Source organism: Neobacillus novalis NBRC 102450, from assembly GCF_001591805.1.
Lineage (GTDB): Bacteria > Bacillota > Bacilli > Bacillales > Cytobacillaceae > Neobacillus > Neobacillus novalis.
Window position 1 is genome coordinate 188,407 of record NZ_BCVP01000012.1, and the last position, 15,835, is coordinate 204,241.

Consider the following 15,835-nt stretch of genomic DNA (forward strand, 5'->3'; position numbering starts at 1 on the left):
TATTAAAAACGTTTAAGTTCTTCTAATAAAATTGTTTCCGATATTTTCTGAAGCTTCGGTTGTCCCAATTGCTCTAGTAGCACAAATCGAATCGAATCACCAACCGACTTTTTATCTTGTTTCATTTTGGCTACTAATTTTTCAAAGGATAAATGATTGGGAACTTTCGTTTTATACCCGAGCTGTTCTACCCATTCAATAAATTCTTCTAAATCGAAGGTTAGACCCAGTAGCTTTTTACTTAATTTCAAAGCAAAAATCATCCCAATCATTACTGCTTCCCCGTGAGTAAAATTCCCATAACCCATTTCCGATTCAATCGCGTGCCCCAGTGTGTGACCCAAGTTTAAGTAAGCCCGAATTCCCATCTCTCTTTCATCCTGACTAACAAACTCATTTTTAATCTTAATCCCTTTGATTAACGAATAAGATAGTTGATCCAGGGTGATTAAATTAAGGTCATCAACATTATTTCGCAGCCATTCATAGAATCTCGCATCAGAAATCAGTGCATGTTTAATTACTTCCGCAAATCCCGAACGGATTTCATGTTCAGGCAATGTAGTTAACAGCTCTAAATCGTAGAATACGGCCTCAGGCTGATAAAATGCCCCAATCATATTTTTCCCATGCGGGTGATTGATAGCAACCTTCCCGCCAACAGCACTGTCATGAGCTAAAATTGTAGTTGGGATCTGAATAAAGGGGATTCCTCTCATAAAGGAGGAGGCAACGAAGCCTGACAAATCCCCTACCGCTCCACCGCCAAATGAAAGAATCACCGATTTACGGTCAAGATGATTTTCAAGGGCGGTTGATAGGGCATCATAATAAACTTCAAAGGTTTTCGTCTTTTCACCGCTTGGTCCCTTGTAAATAATCGGCTCCCACGGTTTTAGCACAAGCAGCAATTTTTCAAGATGAAGCTTAGCTACCGTTTCATCTGTAATAATTAATATTCTGGTAAGATCCGGAAAATGATTAGCTAAAAAGGTGTCAAGCTGGTTCCTTACACCTTTTCCAACAAAGACATTGTACTTTTTTGACTCTGTTTGGATGTGAATCGTATCCATTAAAATTCCCTCGCATATTCCCGAGTTCTCTTGATTTCTTCTGCAAAGGTTTCAAAGCGGTCACTGTAAAATTGTTCGACGAGAGCGTTCGCAAGCTCCCATGCGACAACACTTTCAGCAACAACGGCAGCTGCAGGAACGGCGCAGCTGTCAGAACGCTCAATACTGGCAGAAAACGGCTCTTTTGTTTCTATATCCACACTCATCAATGGTTTATATAACGTCGGAATCGGTTTCATCACGCCTCGGACAACAATCGGCATGCCTGTCGTCATTCCGCCTTCAAATCCTCCAAGCCGATTTGTTTTGCGATAGTACCCTTTTCCTTGTTCCCAGGCGATCTCATCATGAACTTCGCTTCCAGGCTTCCTGGCTGCCTCAAAGCCAATCCCAATTTCTACTCCTTTAAACGCATTTATACTCATAATAGCAGCTGCTAATTTTCCATCCAATTTACGATCATAATGAACATAACTTCCAACACCTGCCGGCATTCCAGTGGCAACCACTTCCACGACACCGCCAATTGAATCACCGTTTTTCTTCGCTTCATCAATCGCTGTCATCATTTCTTGCTCTACATTTGGGTCTGAGGTCCGTACCGGTGATTTTTCCGTCCGTTCTTTTAAAGCTTGCAATGGTAACGTGCTGTCAACGTTTGCTTTAACTCCGCCGATTTCAACGACGTGGGCGACAATATCGACCCCCACTAACGATAAAAGTTTCTTAGCTGCGGCACCTGCAGCCACCCTAACGGTTGTTTCACGTGCAGACGACCGCTCAAGCACATTTCGCATATCCCGATGTCCGTATTTAATCGCTCCGTTTAAATCAGCGTGGCCTGGCCTGGCCCGGGTTACCTTACGTTTTATTTCATCCTCTTGTCCTGCTTCAACGGCTTCAATGCCCATTATATTTGTCCAATGCTTCCAATCGTTGTTTTTGACCACTAAGGCAATCGGAGATCCAAGTGTGTAGCCATGACGAACACCTGAGACAATTTCCGCAGTATCTTTCTCAATCTGCATTCGTCTCCCGCGTCCATAGCCTTTTTGCCGTCTGGCTAGCTCCTCGTTTATATCCGCAGCATCAAGCGGCATACCCGCAGGCAAGCCCTCTAAAATTGTTGTAAGCTGCGGACCATGGGATTCACCTGCCGTTAAGTATCTCATTCCCATCCTCTTTCCCCCTTCAACTCATTAAAGAATTATGTATCAATATATCATATCATTCACAATAAACCTAGTATAACTATTCAGAAATTTTTGTAATCGGTATCAAAAAAGACACTTGTATAATCACTATACAAGTGCCTTTTCTTTGCAAATTAATAAATCCATTCGTTAACTAGTTTGGAATACTCAACAACCCCAGTATCTTTAAAGAACAAGCCAATTTCACGCTCTGCACTTACAGGTGAATCAGAACCGTGAATGACATTCTTACCTACTGTAAGTCCAAAATCACCGCGAATGGTACCAGTTGCTGCATCCTTCGGATTAGTAGCACCCATCATTTGGCGAGCCGTTGCAATCACATTTTCTCCTTGCCATACCATTGCAAATACAGGACCAGAAGTAATGAAATCAACTAATTCACCGAAAAACGGCCGTTCCTTATGTTCACCATAATGCTCTTCGGCAAGCTCCTTAGGAATACTCATTAATTTAGCTCCGACAAGCTGAAAACCCTTTCTTTCGAAACGAGCAACAACTTCACCAATTAAATTACGTTGAACTCCGTCAGGCTTTACCATTAAAAATGTTTTTTCCATGAATTCCACTCCTACATCTTTATGTATATTGATTGTTAGCTAAGAACAATCCATGGAAAATGGTATCATTTTTTCGAATATTTCGCAAGGTGGTTAATATTTTCTTCTCCCGATGAATCTGGCGATGTCTTTGAGAGTCTTTTTCGCTTTATTGGCCGGTAATTCCTCTAATATAGCTAAGGCTTTACTTAGATAGTGATCACTAAGTTTAACCGATTTTTCAATTGCACCCGACTGCTTAATGAGGGTAATAATCCTTTGAATATCCGCAGATTCCATTTTTTCATGAACCTTTTCAATTTCAATACGGTTTGCTGCATTTTCTAAGGCGAATAGGGCTGGTGCCGTAATATTCCCTTGAAGAAGGTCACTGCCTGCAGGCTTTCCGAGTTCTTCTTCGGTTGCCACAAAGTCTAAAATATCATCCGTTATTTGGAAGGACATCCCCACGTAATACCCAAATCGGTAAAGCTTCTTATGGATGGCCTCGTCTACATCAGCAGCAATTGCCCCTATCTGGCAGCTTGCAGCAATCAGTAAGGCCGTTTTTCTTTTTATTCTTCGCAAATAATCGCGGAGATTTTGATTAAACCGGTACTTGTCCCTAATTTGCTGAATTTCACCAACCGTTACTTCAACAATTGTATCTGCTAAAATTTTATGAGCCTCAGCTCGTTCTAGGTTGGTCATCAATTCAAGGGCAAGAGCAAAAACAAAGTCACCCGTATACATGGCAATTTTGTTATCCCATTTAGCTTTGACCGTCGGCTGTCCTCTGCGCAGGTCAGCATCATCGATGACATCATCATGAACAAGGGAAGCCATATGGATTAGCTCAAGAGCAACTGCTACATTTTTCATCACATTAATATCATAATGACCAAATTTACCAGCGAGCAAAACAAAAACTGGACGAATTCTTTTTCCTCCGGCTTGTAAGGTATGCATAGAAGCTTGTTTCAAAAGAAGAGAATCCGCCTGGATTGTCTCTTCTAGTTTTTTCTCGATTATATTAATATCCGAATTCAAAAATGAATACATCATTTTTAATTTCATTTGTATTCACCCAGCTTTTCATCCTGTCTACATTCCATCAACTATTTCTTATAGCCTATATGAACAGCGGCTGCACCGCCACTATATGATTTGTATTTTACATTATCAAAGCCTGCCTGTTCAAACATGCGCACAAGCTCTCTCATTCCTGGAAAATCACGAGCAGATTCCTGAAGCCAAGAATATTCCTTATAGCTCTTCGCAAATAATTTACCAAACATCGGCATAATAAAACGGAAATAAAAATAAAAGAGCTGTCTATAACCAATTAATGTAGGCTGTGAAGTCTCAAGACAAACACCAATACCGCCAGGTTTTACAACGCGACGCATTTCTTTTAATACCTGTAGGTAATCCGGTACATTTCTCAATCCAAAACCAATTGTGACATAATCAAAACTGTTATCTTCAAAAGGCAGCTCCATAGCATTGCCATGAACCAATGTAACCTGGTTTAGCCCTATCTCTTTAACCTTTTCAATCCCTACATTGAGCATATTCTGGCTAAAATCCAGCCCCGTTACTTTCCCTGAAGGGCCTACTGCATCTGCTAACGCAATCGTCCAATCAGCCGTCCCACAGCAAACATCGAGTGCTTTTGAACCAGGCTGTACATTCATTCTTTTCATGGTGTCTTTACGCCACTTGATATGCTGTTGAAAACTAATGACAGAGTTCATTTTATCATAGCTATCGGATATTTTTTCAAAAACATCATGAACTCGTTCTTCTTTCGACTGCTGCATCTCTGATTACCCTTCTTCCACAAAAGTTTTTGCAATTGGCTGATGCTGACTTATAAGAAAAGAAATTCTCTTCTCTAAATAATCATTTAAATATGGAAGCTGTTGAATTCCTTTTTCAATGACTTGTTTGGATTGGTCTAGATAGCTGTCACAAATCATTAACAATTGATCACGAAGCTCAATGGAAATATCCGCTAATTTCAATTCATTCTTTGGATAAACATCCCTCTTTAACACCTCGAAAATGAATGAGTTCCCCGTATGAATAAATTGCTCTCTTTCTGTAAGCAAACGTTTAAAAAATAGGAGATTGCTAAGAATTCCATTCCATAAATCCACTTTAAAATATTCAGCAAGCCTTTCAAATAATGAACTTTCTATCTGCATGATACTTGTCATCAGTTTTTCAATTCCGCCCGTTTGCTTTTGATAGACAAGGATTTTATGTTCATTAACTTCCTTAATCCCTTTTGCCAGGTTCTTAATCACCTTGATATCCTTGGATTCTGCTAGCAGTTTATAATACAAGCCGCTAAAATAGTCTCCTGCAAGAACCGTTAACTGCCGTTCTTTTTCAACTTCAGACGTATTCGTAATATGTTCATGAGTATCAAGGGCAATTTGAACCAGCATTGTTGAAAGGCAATAGTTTTGCATTTGGTTAAAAGACAATTCGAGGCGGTCCATAATTGAGATAAGGATGAGAAGCTTATCTTCGTCAATAATTGGAGTTTCAATATATTCGAGTAGGTAAGAGTCAAATACTTTCTTTTCGACCTGCTCTCTAATACTAATGAATTTTTGTCGAATGTCCGGCAATCTAATCACCCTTGCTTCCCCAAAGTATTATGTCTATATGTATTCTTATTTCCCAAGTTAATAAGGAAAATTCTTGCCATTCAATAAGGGCCTTTTCTCCCAAATCCTATAAGCAATGCAGTCACCATTATATCACAAAAGATATTTAATGGGCAGGAATTCACAAAATAATTACATTTCCGCCTATAGGAAATAAATACCTTATTATTTCTTCATTTCACTTTCTACTTCACCAAATTGAGTAAGTATTTTCGCATTTCCCCTAATTTTAATTGCCGAAGTATGCTCTGTAAATTGAGCAATAAGCACTTCTCCCTTATCAAGTTTTTCTGAGTGATGAAATTTTGTATCGGTTCCTCTTGTTAAGCCAATAACACTGACTCCATCATCATTTGCCTTTATGACCACAAAATCACTATTTTGCTGGTTGCGCTTTTCCATTCAATCCACTCCAAATTTATTTGAAATAATCAAAACTAATATTTTATTAACGTAAGCACTTCTGACCGGGCAATAGCATCGTCTGCAAGCACTCCGCGGACAGCAGTGGTAACGGTTTTGGAGCCTGGCTTTTTAACGCCGCGCATCGTCATGCACATATGCTCTGCTTCAACCACCACCATGACCCCATGGGGATTTAACTTCTCCATCATGCTGTCTGCAATCGTTGAGGTAATTCTTTCTTGCAGCTGCGGTCTCTTGGCAACGGCTTCTACGGCTCTTGCAAGTTTACTTAAGCCAGTAACTCGCCCATTTTGCGGAATATAGGCTACATGCGCTTTCCCAAAGAAAGGAACGAGATGATGTTCACACATTGAATAAAACGGAATATCTTTAACCAAGACTAACTCTTCGTGGTCTTCACTAAAAATCGTCTCAAAATGCTGCTTTGGATCCTCGGTTAATCCGCTAAAAACTTCTTCATACATTTTTGCCACTCGTTTTGGTGTATCAAGTAAACCTTCACGGTTTGGGTCTTCACCAATTGCTTCTAATATTAGACGTACCGCCTCTTCAATTTGGGCACGATTCACTTCTGACATACTAAATTCCTCCTAGCATATATCTGTCACGTAAAGATGACAAATACATATTAGCACAATCGTTTCCGTGCAGGCAAAAAACAATACCTAGTTGCCTCTTTCCAATAGAAAAAAGGCCATGAACACCGCCATGGCCTTTTTGCTTTAGCAAACCGCTTAAAGCAATAAATTTATGTAATTATTTTACTGCATCTTTAAGCGCCTTACCTGGTTTGAAAGCTGGAACTTTGCTTGCAGCGATCTCGATTTCCTCGCCTGTTTGAGGGTTGCGGCCTTTACGGGCAGCACGCTCACGTACTTCAAAGTTTCCAAAACCGATTAATTGTACTTTATCACCATTTTTTAAAGCATCTAAAATCGCATCAAAAACAGCATCAACTGCTTTAGTAGCGTCCTTTTTTGAAAGTTCGCTGTTTTCCGCAACTGCATTAATAAGTTCTGTCTTGTTCATGCCATTCACCTCCTCCCAAAGAAAATATCAAGATTCGTAAATAAGAATACTTATCTACATTTCTAAACAATTTTTCTAATTTCTATACGTCATAGCACGGTTTAATTACCAAAGTAATCCAAATTAACTGCTTTTGTCAATTAAATATATTTTTTTTATAAAAAACCTTATGAAATAAAGGTTTCCAACACTATAACGTAATTCTGTTAAAAGATTATCACAATAAATTCAGCATATCAAGAAGATTTCATGAAATAATGGTAATCTTTTCTTTTGTTTAGCGAAATTCTACTCTTTTAGGCTAATTCTTTCCAAAATTGGAGGAAAACAAAAAAAAAGAGACTCCGATAAGGAGTCCAAAATCTAAAGGATAATGGCAATTAAGCCGCCTGATCCTTCGTTTATTATTCTTTCTAACGTTTCTTTTAATTTATATCTGGCATTCTCTGGCATCAAGGAAAGTTTTGCTTGGATCCCTTCTCGGACAATGGAACTCAAACTGCGGCCGAAGATATCCGAGTTCCAAATCGATAATGGGTCGTCCTCGAAATCCTGCATTAGATAGCGGACTAGCTCCTCGCTTTGTTTCTCTGTCCCGATAATTGGCGCAAATTCCGATTCCACATCCACTTTAATCATATGAATTGATGGGGCTACCGCTCGTAATCTAACACCAAAACGTGGCCCTTGACGAATAATTTCTGGTTCTTCAAGGCTCATATCTGAAAGGGTTGGTGAGGCAATCCCGTAGCCCGTCTGTTTAACCATTTTCAGGGCGTCGGCAATATGGTCATATTCTGCTTTCGCATGAGCAAAATCCTGCATTAATTCAAGTAAATGGTCTTTTCCTCTTATTTCGATACCAACGATTTCTTTCAAAATATCATCATATAATTCATCCGGGGCAAATAAATCAATTTCCGCAACACCGGAACCCATTTCAATCCCGGCCAGTCCAGCACGCTCAATGAATTCAAAGTCACTAAATTGTTGAACGACGCGATCAACATCTCTTAATCTCTTGATATCTTTAACCGTTTCCTTAACGGCATCCTGATAGCTTTCACGGAGCCAATGGTTTTCTCTTAGTACCATCACCCAGCTTGGAAGGTTTACATTGACTTCGAGAACTGGAAACTCGTAAAGTGCTTCACGCAGGACATTAAGAACATCACTGTCGCGCATACTCTCTACACTCATCGCGATGACAGGGATATCATATTTAGCTGCTAAACTCGATCTTAGAGTTTCCGTGCTCGGATGATAAGGCTGAGCACTATTAACGACCATGATAAAAGGTTTACCCACTTCCTTTAGCTCGTCAATGACCCTTTCCTCTGCCTCAATATAGTTACTTCTTGGTATTTCGCCGATTGTTCCATCGGTGGTCACAACTACCCCGATTGTCGAATGTTCCTGGATTACTTTTCGTGTGCCGATTTCGGCTGCTTCGTGAAATGGAATTGGCTCCTCATACCAGGGTGTATTAATCATTCTTGGGCCATTTTCATCCTCGTATCCTTTAGCACCCGGAACAGTATACCCCACACAGTCAACCAGCCTGATATTAACATTTAACCCTTCGTCGACATGAACGGTTGCTGCCTGATTAGGCACAAATTTCGGCTCCGTTGTCATAATCGTTTTCCCGGCCGCACTTTGCGGCAGCTCATCCTGCGCCCTCGATCTTTCTGCTTCACTGTTTATATTCGGTAACACAACAAGCTCCATGAATTTTTTAATAAATGTCGATTTCCCCGTACGTACAGCTCCTACTACTCCTAAATAAATATCGCCGCCTGTTCTTTCGGCAATATCTTTAAAAATATCAACCTTTTCCAAGTGATTCCCTCCCGATCATAGACTAAAGTGGGATAATATCATCCATTTAGATATTTTTGGACAGTTTATATTTATGACGTTGTCCTATCTTTTTATGACACTTTTTTTAAAAATTTTTACCCCCTTATTAAAATAAAAAAAACCCTCTCCTACAATATATTTCATAGGAAAAGGGTTATGACAAAATTATTCTTCTAGGAATACAGGCTCATTCGTTTTCGCATCTAGCGTATAAGGCAGTGAATATGCCGGAACAAACATGGAGTCATTCACCAAAATAGGGCGAATATCCTCTCCTGGTTTAAACTGTTTGGCTGAATTCTTAAGTTCCTGATAAAGGTCAGGGCGATAATCAACAAATACCTCCGCATTTCCTGTAATAACTAGGGAGAGGTTTTGATTCGTATATGGGCTGACAACGTACGGCGGGCTTTTATAGCCTAATTGTTTAAAATCAAGCGAATAAACATTTTTGGCTATTTGTTTTTTATAGGGCGGATATCCTTTTGATTTTATCCTTAAGTTTAGATCACGAATTGTTTCTGTCATCCTTAAATCGAACAACTTAACAGTTGGATTTGTTTCTACATCAACAAGTACGTATTGAAAGATGCCACCGCTTTCAAACGCATTTCCTGGAGGCTCAGCCATATACTTCGGGGTAATTCTTTTAAATTCAATCGGATATTTTTGATAAATTGGCGTGTCCGCTTCCTTTGTTTTGATTGGCAGAATACCGCCATTGTCCTTCTGAAAGTCATCCACTGCCGTTTGTACTGCTTGGATTTGATCTTTATATGGAATTTGGTTCTGTGATAATTCCTCCTTTGGGTACATACATCCCGACAAAAAAATTGCTGTTAACATAATCAGACAGCCTAGCGTCTTTCTCTTCATAAAATCACCTTTAAATTTATGTAATTTAATATAATAAAACAATGAGCAACGTAATTCCGGCAACAAGCATAAATAAATAGGCAACAATGGCTGTGATAATACGGAGTACCCCTTTTAGCTTATAGCGGCTTAAATAAATGGTCATAATTGCAAGAAACATAAACCCCATACCTGCAATCGAAATCCACATTTTCAACATACCAGGTGACATCAAAACAATTCCCCCTTATTCCAAAAATTAATTATAACATAGGTAATAAAAAAAAACTGAAGTAAAGAGGGGCGAATTCTTTACTTCAGCGATGAGGACTAAATAACCCGTTCTCCAGCGTCATACTACCAGGATGCTTCGAAAGCATTGTATGCAATCTAGATAAAATGCGTATCATTTGAACGCCTAATTTCTTAATATTTTATTCTTCCATATTTCTTTCCTCGAGAACATTCACTAAATCTTCCATTTCATGAGTTTTACCACGGGCCATTAACACATCTACCGCATCTTTTGCGTTTTTTCCATTAAATAAGACATCATAAAGAGCAAAGGTAATCGGCATCTTAACATTATACTTTGCAGCGAGCTGATAGGCGGCTTTTGTTGTCCTTACACCTTCAACCACCATACCCATATTATCAAGAACCTCGTCCAGCGTTTTACCTTTGCCAAGCATATTTCCTGCTCTCCAGTTCCGCGAATGGACACTTGTACAAGTAACAATTAAGTCGCCAATTCCTGTTAATCCGGAAAATGTTAACGGATTTGCCCCCATTTTTGTTCCAAGACGAGCTATTTCAGCAAGTCCGCGGGTCATGAGCGCAGCCTTAGCATTATCACCATAGCCAAGCCCGTCGGTTATCCCTGCAGCGAGAGCAATAATATTTTTTAATGCACCGCCAATTTCAACTCCGATGACATCAGAATTGGTATAGACACGAAAATTATGGTTGATAAATAAATCTTGGACTTTTTCAGCCGCTTCCATATTTTCCGAGGTAACCGTTACCGTCGTAGGATGCCTTAAGCTAACTTCTTCCGCATGGCTTGGACCTGAAAGGACGACGATGTCTTTTAACAGCTCTTTTGGCATTTCTTCTTTGATCATTTCTGTAATCCGTAAAAGTGTATCTGGTTCAATCCCCTTGCTCACATGTGCAATTATGACAGGCCCAGCTTGTACAGCACGCATTTTTCCAAGAACTTCTCGTATCGCCTTAGTAGGAACGGCAAGAATAGCTGTTTCCACACCCATTAAGGCATCACTTAACGAAGCGTAACCAACGATTAATTCCGGCAGGACAATTCCAGGTAAGTATTTTTTATTTGAATGAAATTCATTGATTTCCTTCACCTGGTCTTCATTATGACTCCAAAGACGGACCTCATGGGAATTATCGGCTAACACCATCGCCAGAGCTGTACCCCAGCTTCCCGCGCCTATAACGGCTATTGCTGTTTTTTTATCCTGCATTACATTACACCCGCCTTATCTTTATTTTCTTTCTCTCGCGTAAATTTTGATAGGGGTTCCCTCGAAACCAAACGCGTCTCTAATTCTATTCTCGAGAAAACGCTCATAAGAGAAATGCAGTAATTCAGGTTCATTGACAAAGACAACAAAGACAGGGGGTTTGACTGCTACCTGTGTTGCATAATAAATTTTTAGGCGTTTCCCTTTGTCACTTGGTGTCGGATTCATCGCTATGGCATCCATTATCACATCATTTAACACACTTGTTTCAACCCTCATCGAATGATTTTCACTTGCCGAATTGATCATTGGAAGCAGGGTATGAATTCGTTTTTTTGTTTTTGCTGATAAAAACACGATGGGAGCATAACTCAAGAATAAGAAATGTTCTCTAATCTTTTGCTCTAACTCTTTCATCGTCTTTTCGTCTTTTTCAATCGCATCCCATTTATTGACCACGATTACAATTGCTCTGCCCGCTTCATGGGCATACCCGGCAATCTTCTTGTCCTGTTCAATGATACCTTCCTCCGCATTGATGACAACTAGAACAACGTCTGAACGCTCAATCGCCCGTAATGCGCGGAGGACACTGTATTTTTCCGTACTCTCATACACTTTTCCTTTTTTCCTAATTCCAGCTGTATCGATAATGACATATTCATCTCCATTATATGTATACGGAGAATCGACTGCATCACGAGTGGTGCCGGCAATATCGCTGACGATGACACGATCTTCACCTAAAATGGCGTTAACAAGGGAAGACTTCCCGACATTTGGCCTTCCAATCAAGGAAAACTTTATTACATCATCACCATATTCGATTGGCTTGTTTTTTGGAAAGTGTTTGGCGGCCTCGTCCAATAAATCTCCTAGACCAAGTCCGTGTGAACCAGAAACAGGGATTGGCTCACCAAAGCCTAATGAATAAAAGTCGTAAATTTGTTCACGCATTTCCGGGTTATCAATTTTATTAACCCCTAATACAATCGGTTTCTTAGACTTATATAAAATTTTCGCTACCTCTTCATCAGCAGCCGTTACCCCTTCTCGTCCATTTGTTAAGAAGATAATCACGTCTGCTTCATCAATTGCCACTTCTGCCTGCTGACGAATTTGCTCTAAAAACGGCTCATCACCAATATCGATTCCGCCGGTATCAATTACATTAAAGTCGTGCGTCAACCATTCTCCAGAACTATAAATCCGATCTCTTGTTACTCCTGGAATATCCTCAACAATGGAAATTCGTTCGCCAACAATTCGATTAAAAATCGTTGATTTCCCAACGTTTGGCCGTCCTACAATGGCAATAACAGGTTTAACCATTCCACTCGCCATCCCTTCTCTTATATATTACACAAACATATTGTTATGTTAGCATTATTCCATTAAAGTTCTTATTAAGTAAAGAAACCCTTCTTTCATTTAGAAGGGCCTAACTATATTATTTTATCAATGTTATTCCTAACTAGCAATGGAAACCATAACATGAACAAATTTTAAGATGATTTTTGTTTTGCTTTTTCGAAAAAATGAAAATGGTTTTGGAAAATGGAACCCGCATTTTCCAAAAAGCTCCATCCTGCAAGCAAGGCCGCAATTAATGAACAAATATCTAAATAAGCAAGAGCCCCGACAGAATAGGTAAATTGAAGCTTATTTAAGATATAGGCATATAAAAACTCCCCTTGCATGGTGCCGCTCACGATAATCAACAAGCGGCCTTTTAACGTTTTTTGCAAGAGAATGGCAAGATAGCCAAAGCATATCCCCATCATCCATTCCTTCTTAAAGATCACCCAAATTGGATCAAAAATTTCGAACAAATGGAATGTAACATAGGCAATTGACACAATTAATGAACAGATAAAAAAATAAAAGATAGCACCTAGTTTTTCCTGACTGTAAAATACATAAGAAACAACTAATAAGAATATTCCACTCGCATGCAATTCAAAACTGCCAATGCTGAAATGATAATTCGATAATATGATTACGGTTAGAACCATAATCGACATTTTTAAACGATATGTGTTTTGCTTATGTAGGATAAACGTCATATAGACCCAGAAAGCCCAGCATATCCAATAAAACATGATCCCTTCCATTCCATACACCTCCTATTATTCACATTATTGGTATTCTTTATATATTTCCATACTCCCTGAATAATATTTCCACTGTGAATCATCTTATAAAGAGGAGGTGTGGATAATGGGAAGAGACCGCCAAGAGAAAAAATTAAAAGCAAGCAGGAGAGTAGAATCCGACCGGGATCAAGCATTACACTATCCCGGTGCAACCAAGCTCTCAAGTCCTGAGGAAGCTCGTGGATTAAATGACGGGAAAAGATAAATAACACCAAAAAAGCTCTCGCGGATGCGAGAGCTTTTATTTAATTGAACGCTGGCTATACCGTTTCGTATCTATTCCTCTTTGGTGCAGCCAATGGTATGTATCACCGGATATTACTAACGGAGCATTTTGTAAATCTGATATCGTTTTCGCCCCTAAAGCAGTCATAATCATCGTTAATTCTTTATGGAGGGTTTCGATTTCTTCCTGAAGGGCGGCAATTCCCTTCTCAACAAGAATTCGCAAGAAATATCCTGCGATACCAATCGCATTTGCTCCTAATGCTAATCCCCTGGCAATGTCATATCCAGTGGTAAAACCTCCGGAACCGATAATCGTTACTTGATTAGTAATCGATGCCGCTTCAATGATTGAGACTGGAGTCGAAATGCCCCAATTATTAAAAAACGAGAAAGTCTTTTCACGGCGCTTATTTTCTATTTCTGCAAAATTTGTTCCCCCAGAGCCGCCAACATCAACCGCTGTGACACCGACTGAAGAAAGGGTTTCAGCAGTTTCCCTCGTCATTCCGAAACCGACTTCTTTGACGATGACTGGAACATCCACCACATTGACAATAGACTCGATTCTATTTAACGCACCAGAAAAATCCCGATCCCCCTCTGGCATGGTTAGTTCTTGAATGACATTCAAATGGATTTGCAGGGCGTTTGCTTCAATCATATCGATAGCCGCTTTTGCATTCTCCGTAGTTGCTTCGCTGCCAATATTAGCGATGATAATACCATTAGGATTTTCTTTTCGGACTATCCCATAGGTATACCTTTCTGCTTTATCCTTTAGAGCTGACATCTGTGAACCTACAGCCATAGCTAACCCGGTATTTTTAGCAGCAATGGCAAGCTCCTTGTTAATCTGAAAGGTTTTTTCACCGCCGCCGCCTGTCATTGCATTGATAAAAATAGGCGAACTTAAATAAAGTCCGCCAATCGAATGGTCTAATTGCACGTCGAATACATTGGTATTCGGCAGGCTCTGGTGAAGAAATTTTATATCATCGAAAACTGTTGCAGAGTTTTGCTTATTTTCAAGAGCGAAGCGGATATGGTCCCATTTTCGTTCAGATCTGGACAAGTAAAATCACCATTATTTTCTTAGATTCTTTAATTTGTCTCCAATGACTTCACCAAGCTGGAAGCCTTTTGATTCTTCAGGAAGCTCATAATCAAGATTTTCTTCAACCTCTTTTTCAAGAAGTTCTTTAATGCTTAATGATAACCGTTGAACATTCTCATTAGCATCTAAAACCTTAACTTTAACTTCTTGTCCTTCTTTAAGAACCTCATGCGGTGTTCCAATATGCTTATGAGCAATTTGAGAAATATGAACAAGACCTTCAACACCAGGGAAAACCTCAACAAAGGCACCGTAAGAGACTAATCGTTTCACAGTTCCTTCTAAAATACTTCCTTTAGGTGCTTTTTCAGCAATATTTATCCATGGTCCAGGAAGTGTTTCCTTTATCGATAAAGAAATTCTTTCATTATCACGGTCTACACTTAATACTTTTACTTGAACCTGCTGGCCTTCTTGAACAACATCTGATGGCTTATCAACGTGTTCATAGGATAATTGGGAAATATGGACCAGACCGTCGATTCCGCCAATATCAACGAAGGCTCCAAAATCAGTAATTCGTTGAACCCTGCCATCAATTATCTGGCCTGCTTGTAATGCACCAAGACGATTTTGTTTTTGTTTCCCTTTTTCTTCTTCAACAACTGCTCGATGCGAAAGGATTAAGCGGTTCTTTTCTTTATCAAGTTCAACGATTTTAAAGGTAAGATTGGAACCCTTGTAATCGCTGAAATCCTCGACAAAATAGGATTCAACAAGAGAGGCTGGGACAAATCCGCGAACGCCAAGATCAACAACAAGACCGCCTTTAACAACGTCTTTTACTTCGGTTTCAAAAACTTCGCCGCTTTGGAACTTTTGTTCTAAGCTCTCCCACGCCTTCTCGGCATCTACTTTTCTTTTTGAAAGAATCAATGCCTCTTCTTCTACTTTTAAAACTTCCAGTTCCAGTTGATCACCTTCATGAACCGCATCGGATGCCTTTTCAATATGAAGGCTTGAAAGCTCACTAATTGGGATAATTCCATCAAGTTTACTGCCTGGAACAGCCACGAGCACCTGTTTCTCTTCTACTTTAGTAACTTGTCCAGTTACTTTGTCTCCAATTTCAAAGCTTTTCACTTCTACTTGATTTAACTCTTCCGACATATGTATTCCTCCTTAATCCATTTACATCTAAATATAATCTATATATGATTTGGTGAA

The 15,835-nt window shown here is 39.5% G+C and carries 18 protein-coding genes; 1 reads left to right on the forward strand and 17 read right to left on the reverse strand.

Annotated elements, in window-relative coordinates; all coding sequences use genetic code 11:
- Nucleotides 1-2 precede the first annotated feature (2 nt).
- From aroB to BANVL01_RS11320, 15 genes are all read right to left on the reverse strand, one after another.
- A complete protein-coding gene (gene aroB, locus BANVL01_RS11250; RefSeq protein WP_066089296.1) occupies nucleotides 3-1,073 on the reverse strand; it encodes a 3-dehydroquinate synthase in 1,071 nt (356 codons plus the stop codon).
- Entirely contained in the window at nucleotides 1,073-2,245 is a 1,173-nt protein-coding gene (gene aroC / locus BANVL01_RS11255) for a chorismate synthase (RefSeq protein WP_066096720.1), read from the reverse strand. The genes aroB and aroC overlap by 1 nt, the downstream gene beginning before the upstream one ends.
- A gap of 155 nt (nucleotides 2,246-2,400) precedes the next feature.
- Nucleotides 2,401-2,847 carry a nucleoside-diphosphate kinase gene (ndk, locus tag BANVL01_RS11260; protein WP_066089299.1) on the reverse strand — a complete coding sequence of 149 codons (447 nt, stop codon included), beginning with the start codon at nucleotides 2,845-2,847 and terminating at the stop codon, nucleotides 2,401-2,403.
- Between the two features lie 93 nt (nucleotides 2,848-2,940).
- Nucleotides 2,941-3,903, reverse strand: coding sequence for a heptaprenyl diphosphate synthase component II (hepT, locus tag BANVL01_RS11265; protein WP_066089302.1), 963 nt, complete (start codon nucleotides 3,901-3,903; stop codon nucleotides 2,941-2,943).
- Nucleotides 3,904-3,944: 41 nt separating this feature from the next.
- On the reverse strand, nucleotides 3,945-4,649 hold the full coding sequence (locus BANVL01_RS11270) for a demethylmenaquinone methyltransferase (protein WP_066089305.1): 705 nt from the start codon (nucleotides 4,647-4,649) through the stop codon (nucleotides 3,945-3,947).
- Between the two features lie 6 nt (nucleotides 4,650-4,655).
- Nucleotides 4,656-5,477 (reverse strand): heptaprenyl diphosphate synthase component 1, encoded by an 822-nt coding sequence (locus BANVL01_RS11275; RefSeq protein WP_066089308.1) that lies wholly within the window; start codon nucleotides 5,475-5,477, stop codon nucleotides 4,656-4,658.
- 195 nt (nucleotides 5,478-5,672) lie between these two features.
- Nucleotides 5,673-5,909: a trp RNA-binding attenuation protein MtrB gene (gene mtrB / locus BANVL01_RS11280; RefSeq protein WP_066089311.1), complete on the reverse strand. Its 237-nt coding sequence runs from the start codon at nucleotides 5,907-5,909 to the stop codon at nucleotides 5,673-5,675.
- 35 nt (nucleotides 5,910-5,944) lie between these two features.
- Nucleotides 5,945-6,511 carry a GTP cyclohydrolase I FolE gene (gene folE, locus BANVL01_RS11285; protein ID WP_066089315.1) on the reverse strand — a complete coding sequence of 189 codons (567 nt, stop codon included), beginning with the start codon at nucleotides 6,509-6,511 and terminating at the stop codon, nucleotides 5,945-5,947.
- A 178-nt stretch (nucleotides 6,512-6,689) separates the two neighbouring features.
- Entirely contained in the window at nucleotides 6,690-6,962 is a 273-nt protein-coding gene (gene hbs, locus BANVL01_RS11290; RefSeq protein WP_066089318.1) for a non-specific DNA-binding protein Hbs, read from the reverse strand.
- 363 nt (nucleotides 6,963-7,325) lie between these two features.
- Complete coding sequence (gene spoIVA, locus BANVL01_RS11295) at nucleotides 7,326-8,804, reverse strand: stage IV sporulation protein A (protein WP_066089321.1); 1,479 nt, start codon at nucleotides 8,802-8,804, stop codon at nucleotides 7,326-7,328.
- A gap of 186 nt (nucleotides 8,805-8,990) precedes the next feature.
- Nucleotides 8,991-9,701, reverse strand: coding sequence for a YphF family lipoprotein (locus tag BANVL01_RS11300; RefSeq protein WP_066089324.1), 711 nt, complete (start codon nucleotides 9,699-9,701; stop codon nucleotides 8,991-8,993).
- Between the two features lie 25 nt (nucleotides 9,702-9,726).
- On the reverse strand, nucleotides 9,727-9,912 hold the full coding sequence (locus BANVL01_RS11305) for a DUF2768 domain-containing protein (protein WP_066089325.1): 186 nt from the start codon (nucleotides 9,910-9,912) through the stop codon (nucleotides 9,727-9,729).
- Between the two features lie 202 nt (nucleotides 9,913-10,114).
- The gene (locus tag BANVL01_RS11310; protein ID WP_066089328.1) at nucleotides 10,115-11,170 is read right to left on the reverse strand and encodes an NAD(P)H-dependent glycerol-3-phosphate dehydrogenase; all 1,056 of its coding nucleotides are present in this window, start codon (nucleotides 11,168-11,170) and stop codon (nucleotides 10,115-10,117) included.
- A gap of 21 nt (nucleotides 11,171-11,191) precedes the next feature.
- Nucleotides 11,192-12,502: a ribosome biogenesis GTPase Der gene (gene der / locus BANVL01_RS11315; RefSeq protein ID WP_066096722.1), complete on the reverse strand. Its 1,311-nt coding sequence runs from the start codon at nucleotides 12,500-12,502 to the stop codon at nucleotides 11,192-11,194.
- Between the two features lie 173 nt (nucleotides 12,503-12,675).
- Nucleotides 12,676-13,284 (reverse strand): YphA family membrane protein, encoded by a 609-nt coding sequence (locus tag BANVL01_RS11320; RefSeq protein WP_066089330.1) that lies wholly within the window; start codon nucleotides 13,282-13,284, stop codon nucleotides 12,676-12,678.
- Nucleotides 13,285-13,390: 106 nt separating this feature from the next.
- Here BANVL01_RS11320 and BANVL01_RS26730 point away from each other — a divergent pair, with 106 nt between their 5' ends.
- Nucleotides 13,391-13,531, forward strand: coding sequence for a YpzI family protein (locus BANVL01_RS26730; protein WP_066089333.1), 141 nt, complete (start codon nucleotides 13,391-13,393; stop codon nucleotides 13,529-13,531).
- Between the two features lie 36 nt (nucleotides 13,532-13,567).
- Here the strand turns inward: BANVL01_RS26730 and fni are convergent, their stop codons facing one another.
- Nucleotides 13,568-14,626 (reverse strand): type 2 isopentenyl-diphosphate Delta-isomerase, encoded by a 1,059-nt coding sequence (gene fni, locus BANVL01_RS11325; protein WP_066089336.1) that lies wholly within the window; start codon nucleotides 14,624-14,626, stop codon nucleotides 13,568-13,570.
- Nucleotides 14,627-14,638: 12 nt separating this feature from the next.
- Entirely contained in the window at nucleotides 14,639-15,778 is a 1,140-nt protein-coding gene (rpsA, locus tag BANVL01_RS11330; RefSeq protein WP_066089338.1) for a 30S ribosomal protein S1, read from the reverse strand.
- Between the last annotated feature and the right edge of the window lie 57 nt (nucleotides 15,779-15,835).

Excerpts from the sequence above, each read along its gene's own strand:
- aroB (WP_066089296.1), bottom strand. The coding sequence starts at position 1,073 with ATGGATACGATTCACATCCAAACAGAGTCAAAAAAGTACAATGTCTTT.
- aroC (WP_066096720.1), bottom strand. The coding sequence starts at position 2,245 with ATGAGATACTTAACGGCAGGTGAATCCCATGGTCCGCAGCTTACAACA.
- ndk (WP_066089299.1), bottom strand. The coding sequence starts at position 2,847 with ATGGAAAAAACATTTTTAATGGTAAAGCCTGACGGAGTTCAACGTAAT.
- hepT (WP_066089302.1), bottom strand. The coding sequence starts at position 3,903 with ATGAAATTAAAAATGATGTATTCATTTTTGAATTCGGATATTAATATA.
- BANVL01_RS11270 (WP_066089305.1), bottom strand. The coding sequence starts at position 4,649 with ATGCAGCAGTCGAAAGAAGAACGAGTTCATGATGTTTTTGAAAAAATA.
- mtrB (WP_066089311.1), bottom strand. The coding sequence starts at position 5,909 with ATGGAAAAGCGCAACCAGCAAAATAGTGATTTTGTGGTCATAAAGGCA.
- folE (WP_066089315.1), bottom strand. The coding sequence starts at position 6,511 with ATGTCAGAAGTGAATCGTGCCCAAATTGAAGAGGCGGTACGTCTAATA.
- hbs (WP_066089318.1), bottom strand. The coding sequence starts at position 6,962 with ATGAACAAGACAGAACTTATTAATGCAGTTGCGGAAAACAGCGAACTT.
- BANVL01_RS11300 (WP_066089324.1), bottom strand. The coding sequence starts at position 9,701 with ATGAAGAGAAAGACGCTAGGCTGTCTGATTATGTTAACAGCAATTTTT.
- BANVL01_RS11305 (WP_066089325.1), bottom strand. The coding sequence starts at position 9,912 with ATGTCACCTGGTATGTTGAAAATGTGGATTTCGATTGCAGGTATGGGG.
- BANVL01_RS11310 (WP_066089328.1), bottom strand. The coding sequence starts at position 11,170 with ATGCAGGATAAAAAAACAGCAATAGCCGTTATAGGCGCGGGAAGCTGG.
- der (WP_066096722.1), bottom strand. The coding sequence starts at position 12,502 with ATGGTTAAACCTGTTATTGCCATTGTAGGACGGCCAAACGTTGGGAAA.
- BANVL01_RS11320 (WP_066089330.1), bottom strand. The coding sequence starts at position 13,284 with ATGGAAGGGATCATGTTTTATTGGATATGCTGGGCTTTCTGGGTCTAT.
- BANVL01_RS26730 (WP_066089333.1), top strand. The coding sequence starts at position 13,391 with ATGGGAAGAGACCGCCAAGAGAAAAAATTAAAAGCAAGCAGGAGAGTA.
- rpsA (WP_066089338.1), bottom strand. The coding sequence starts at position 15,778 with ATGTCGGAAGAGTTAAATCAAGTAGAAGTGAAAAGCTTTGAAATTGGA.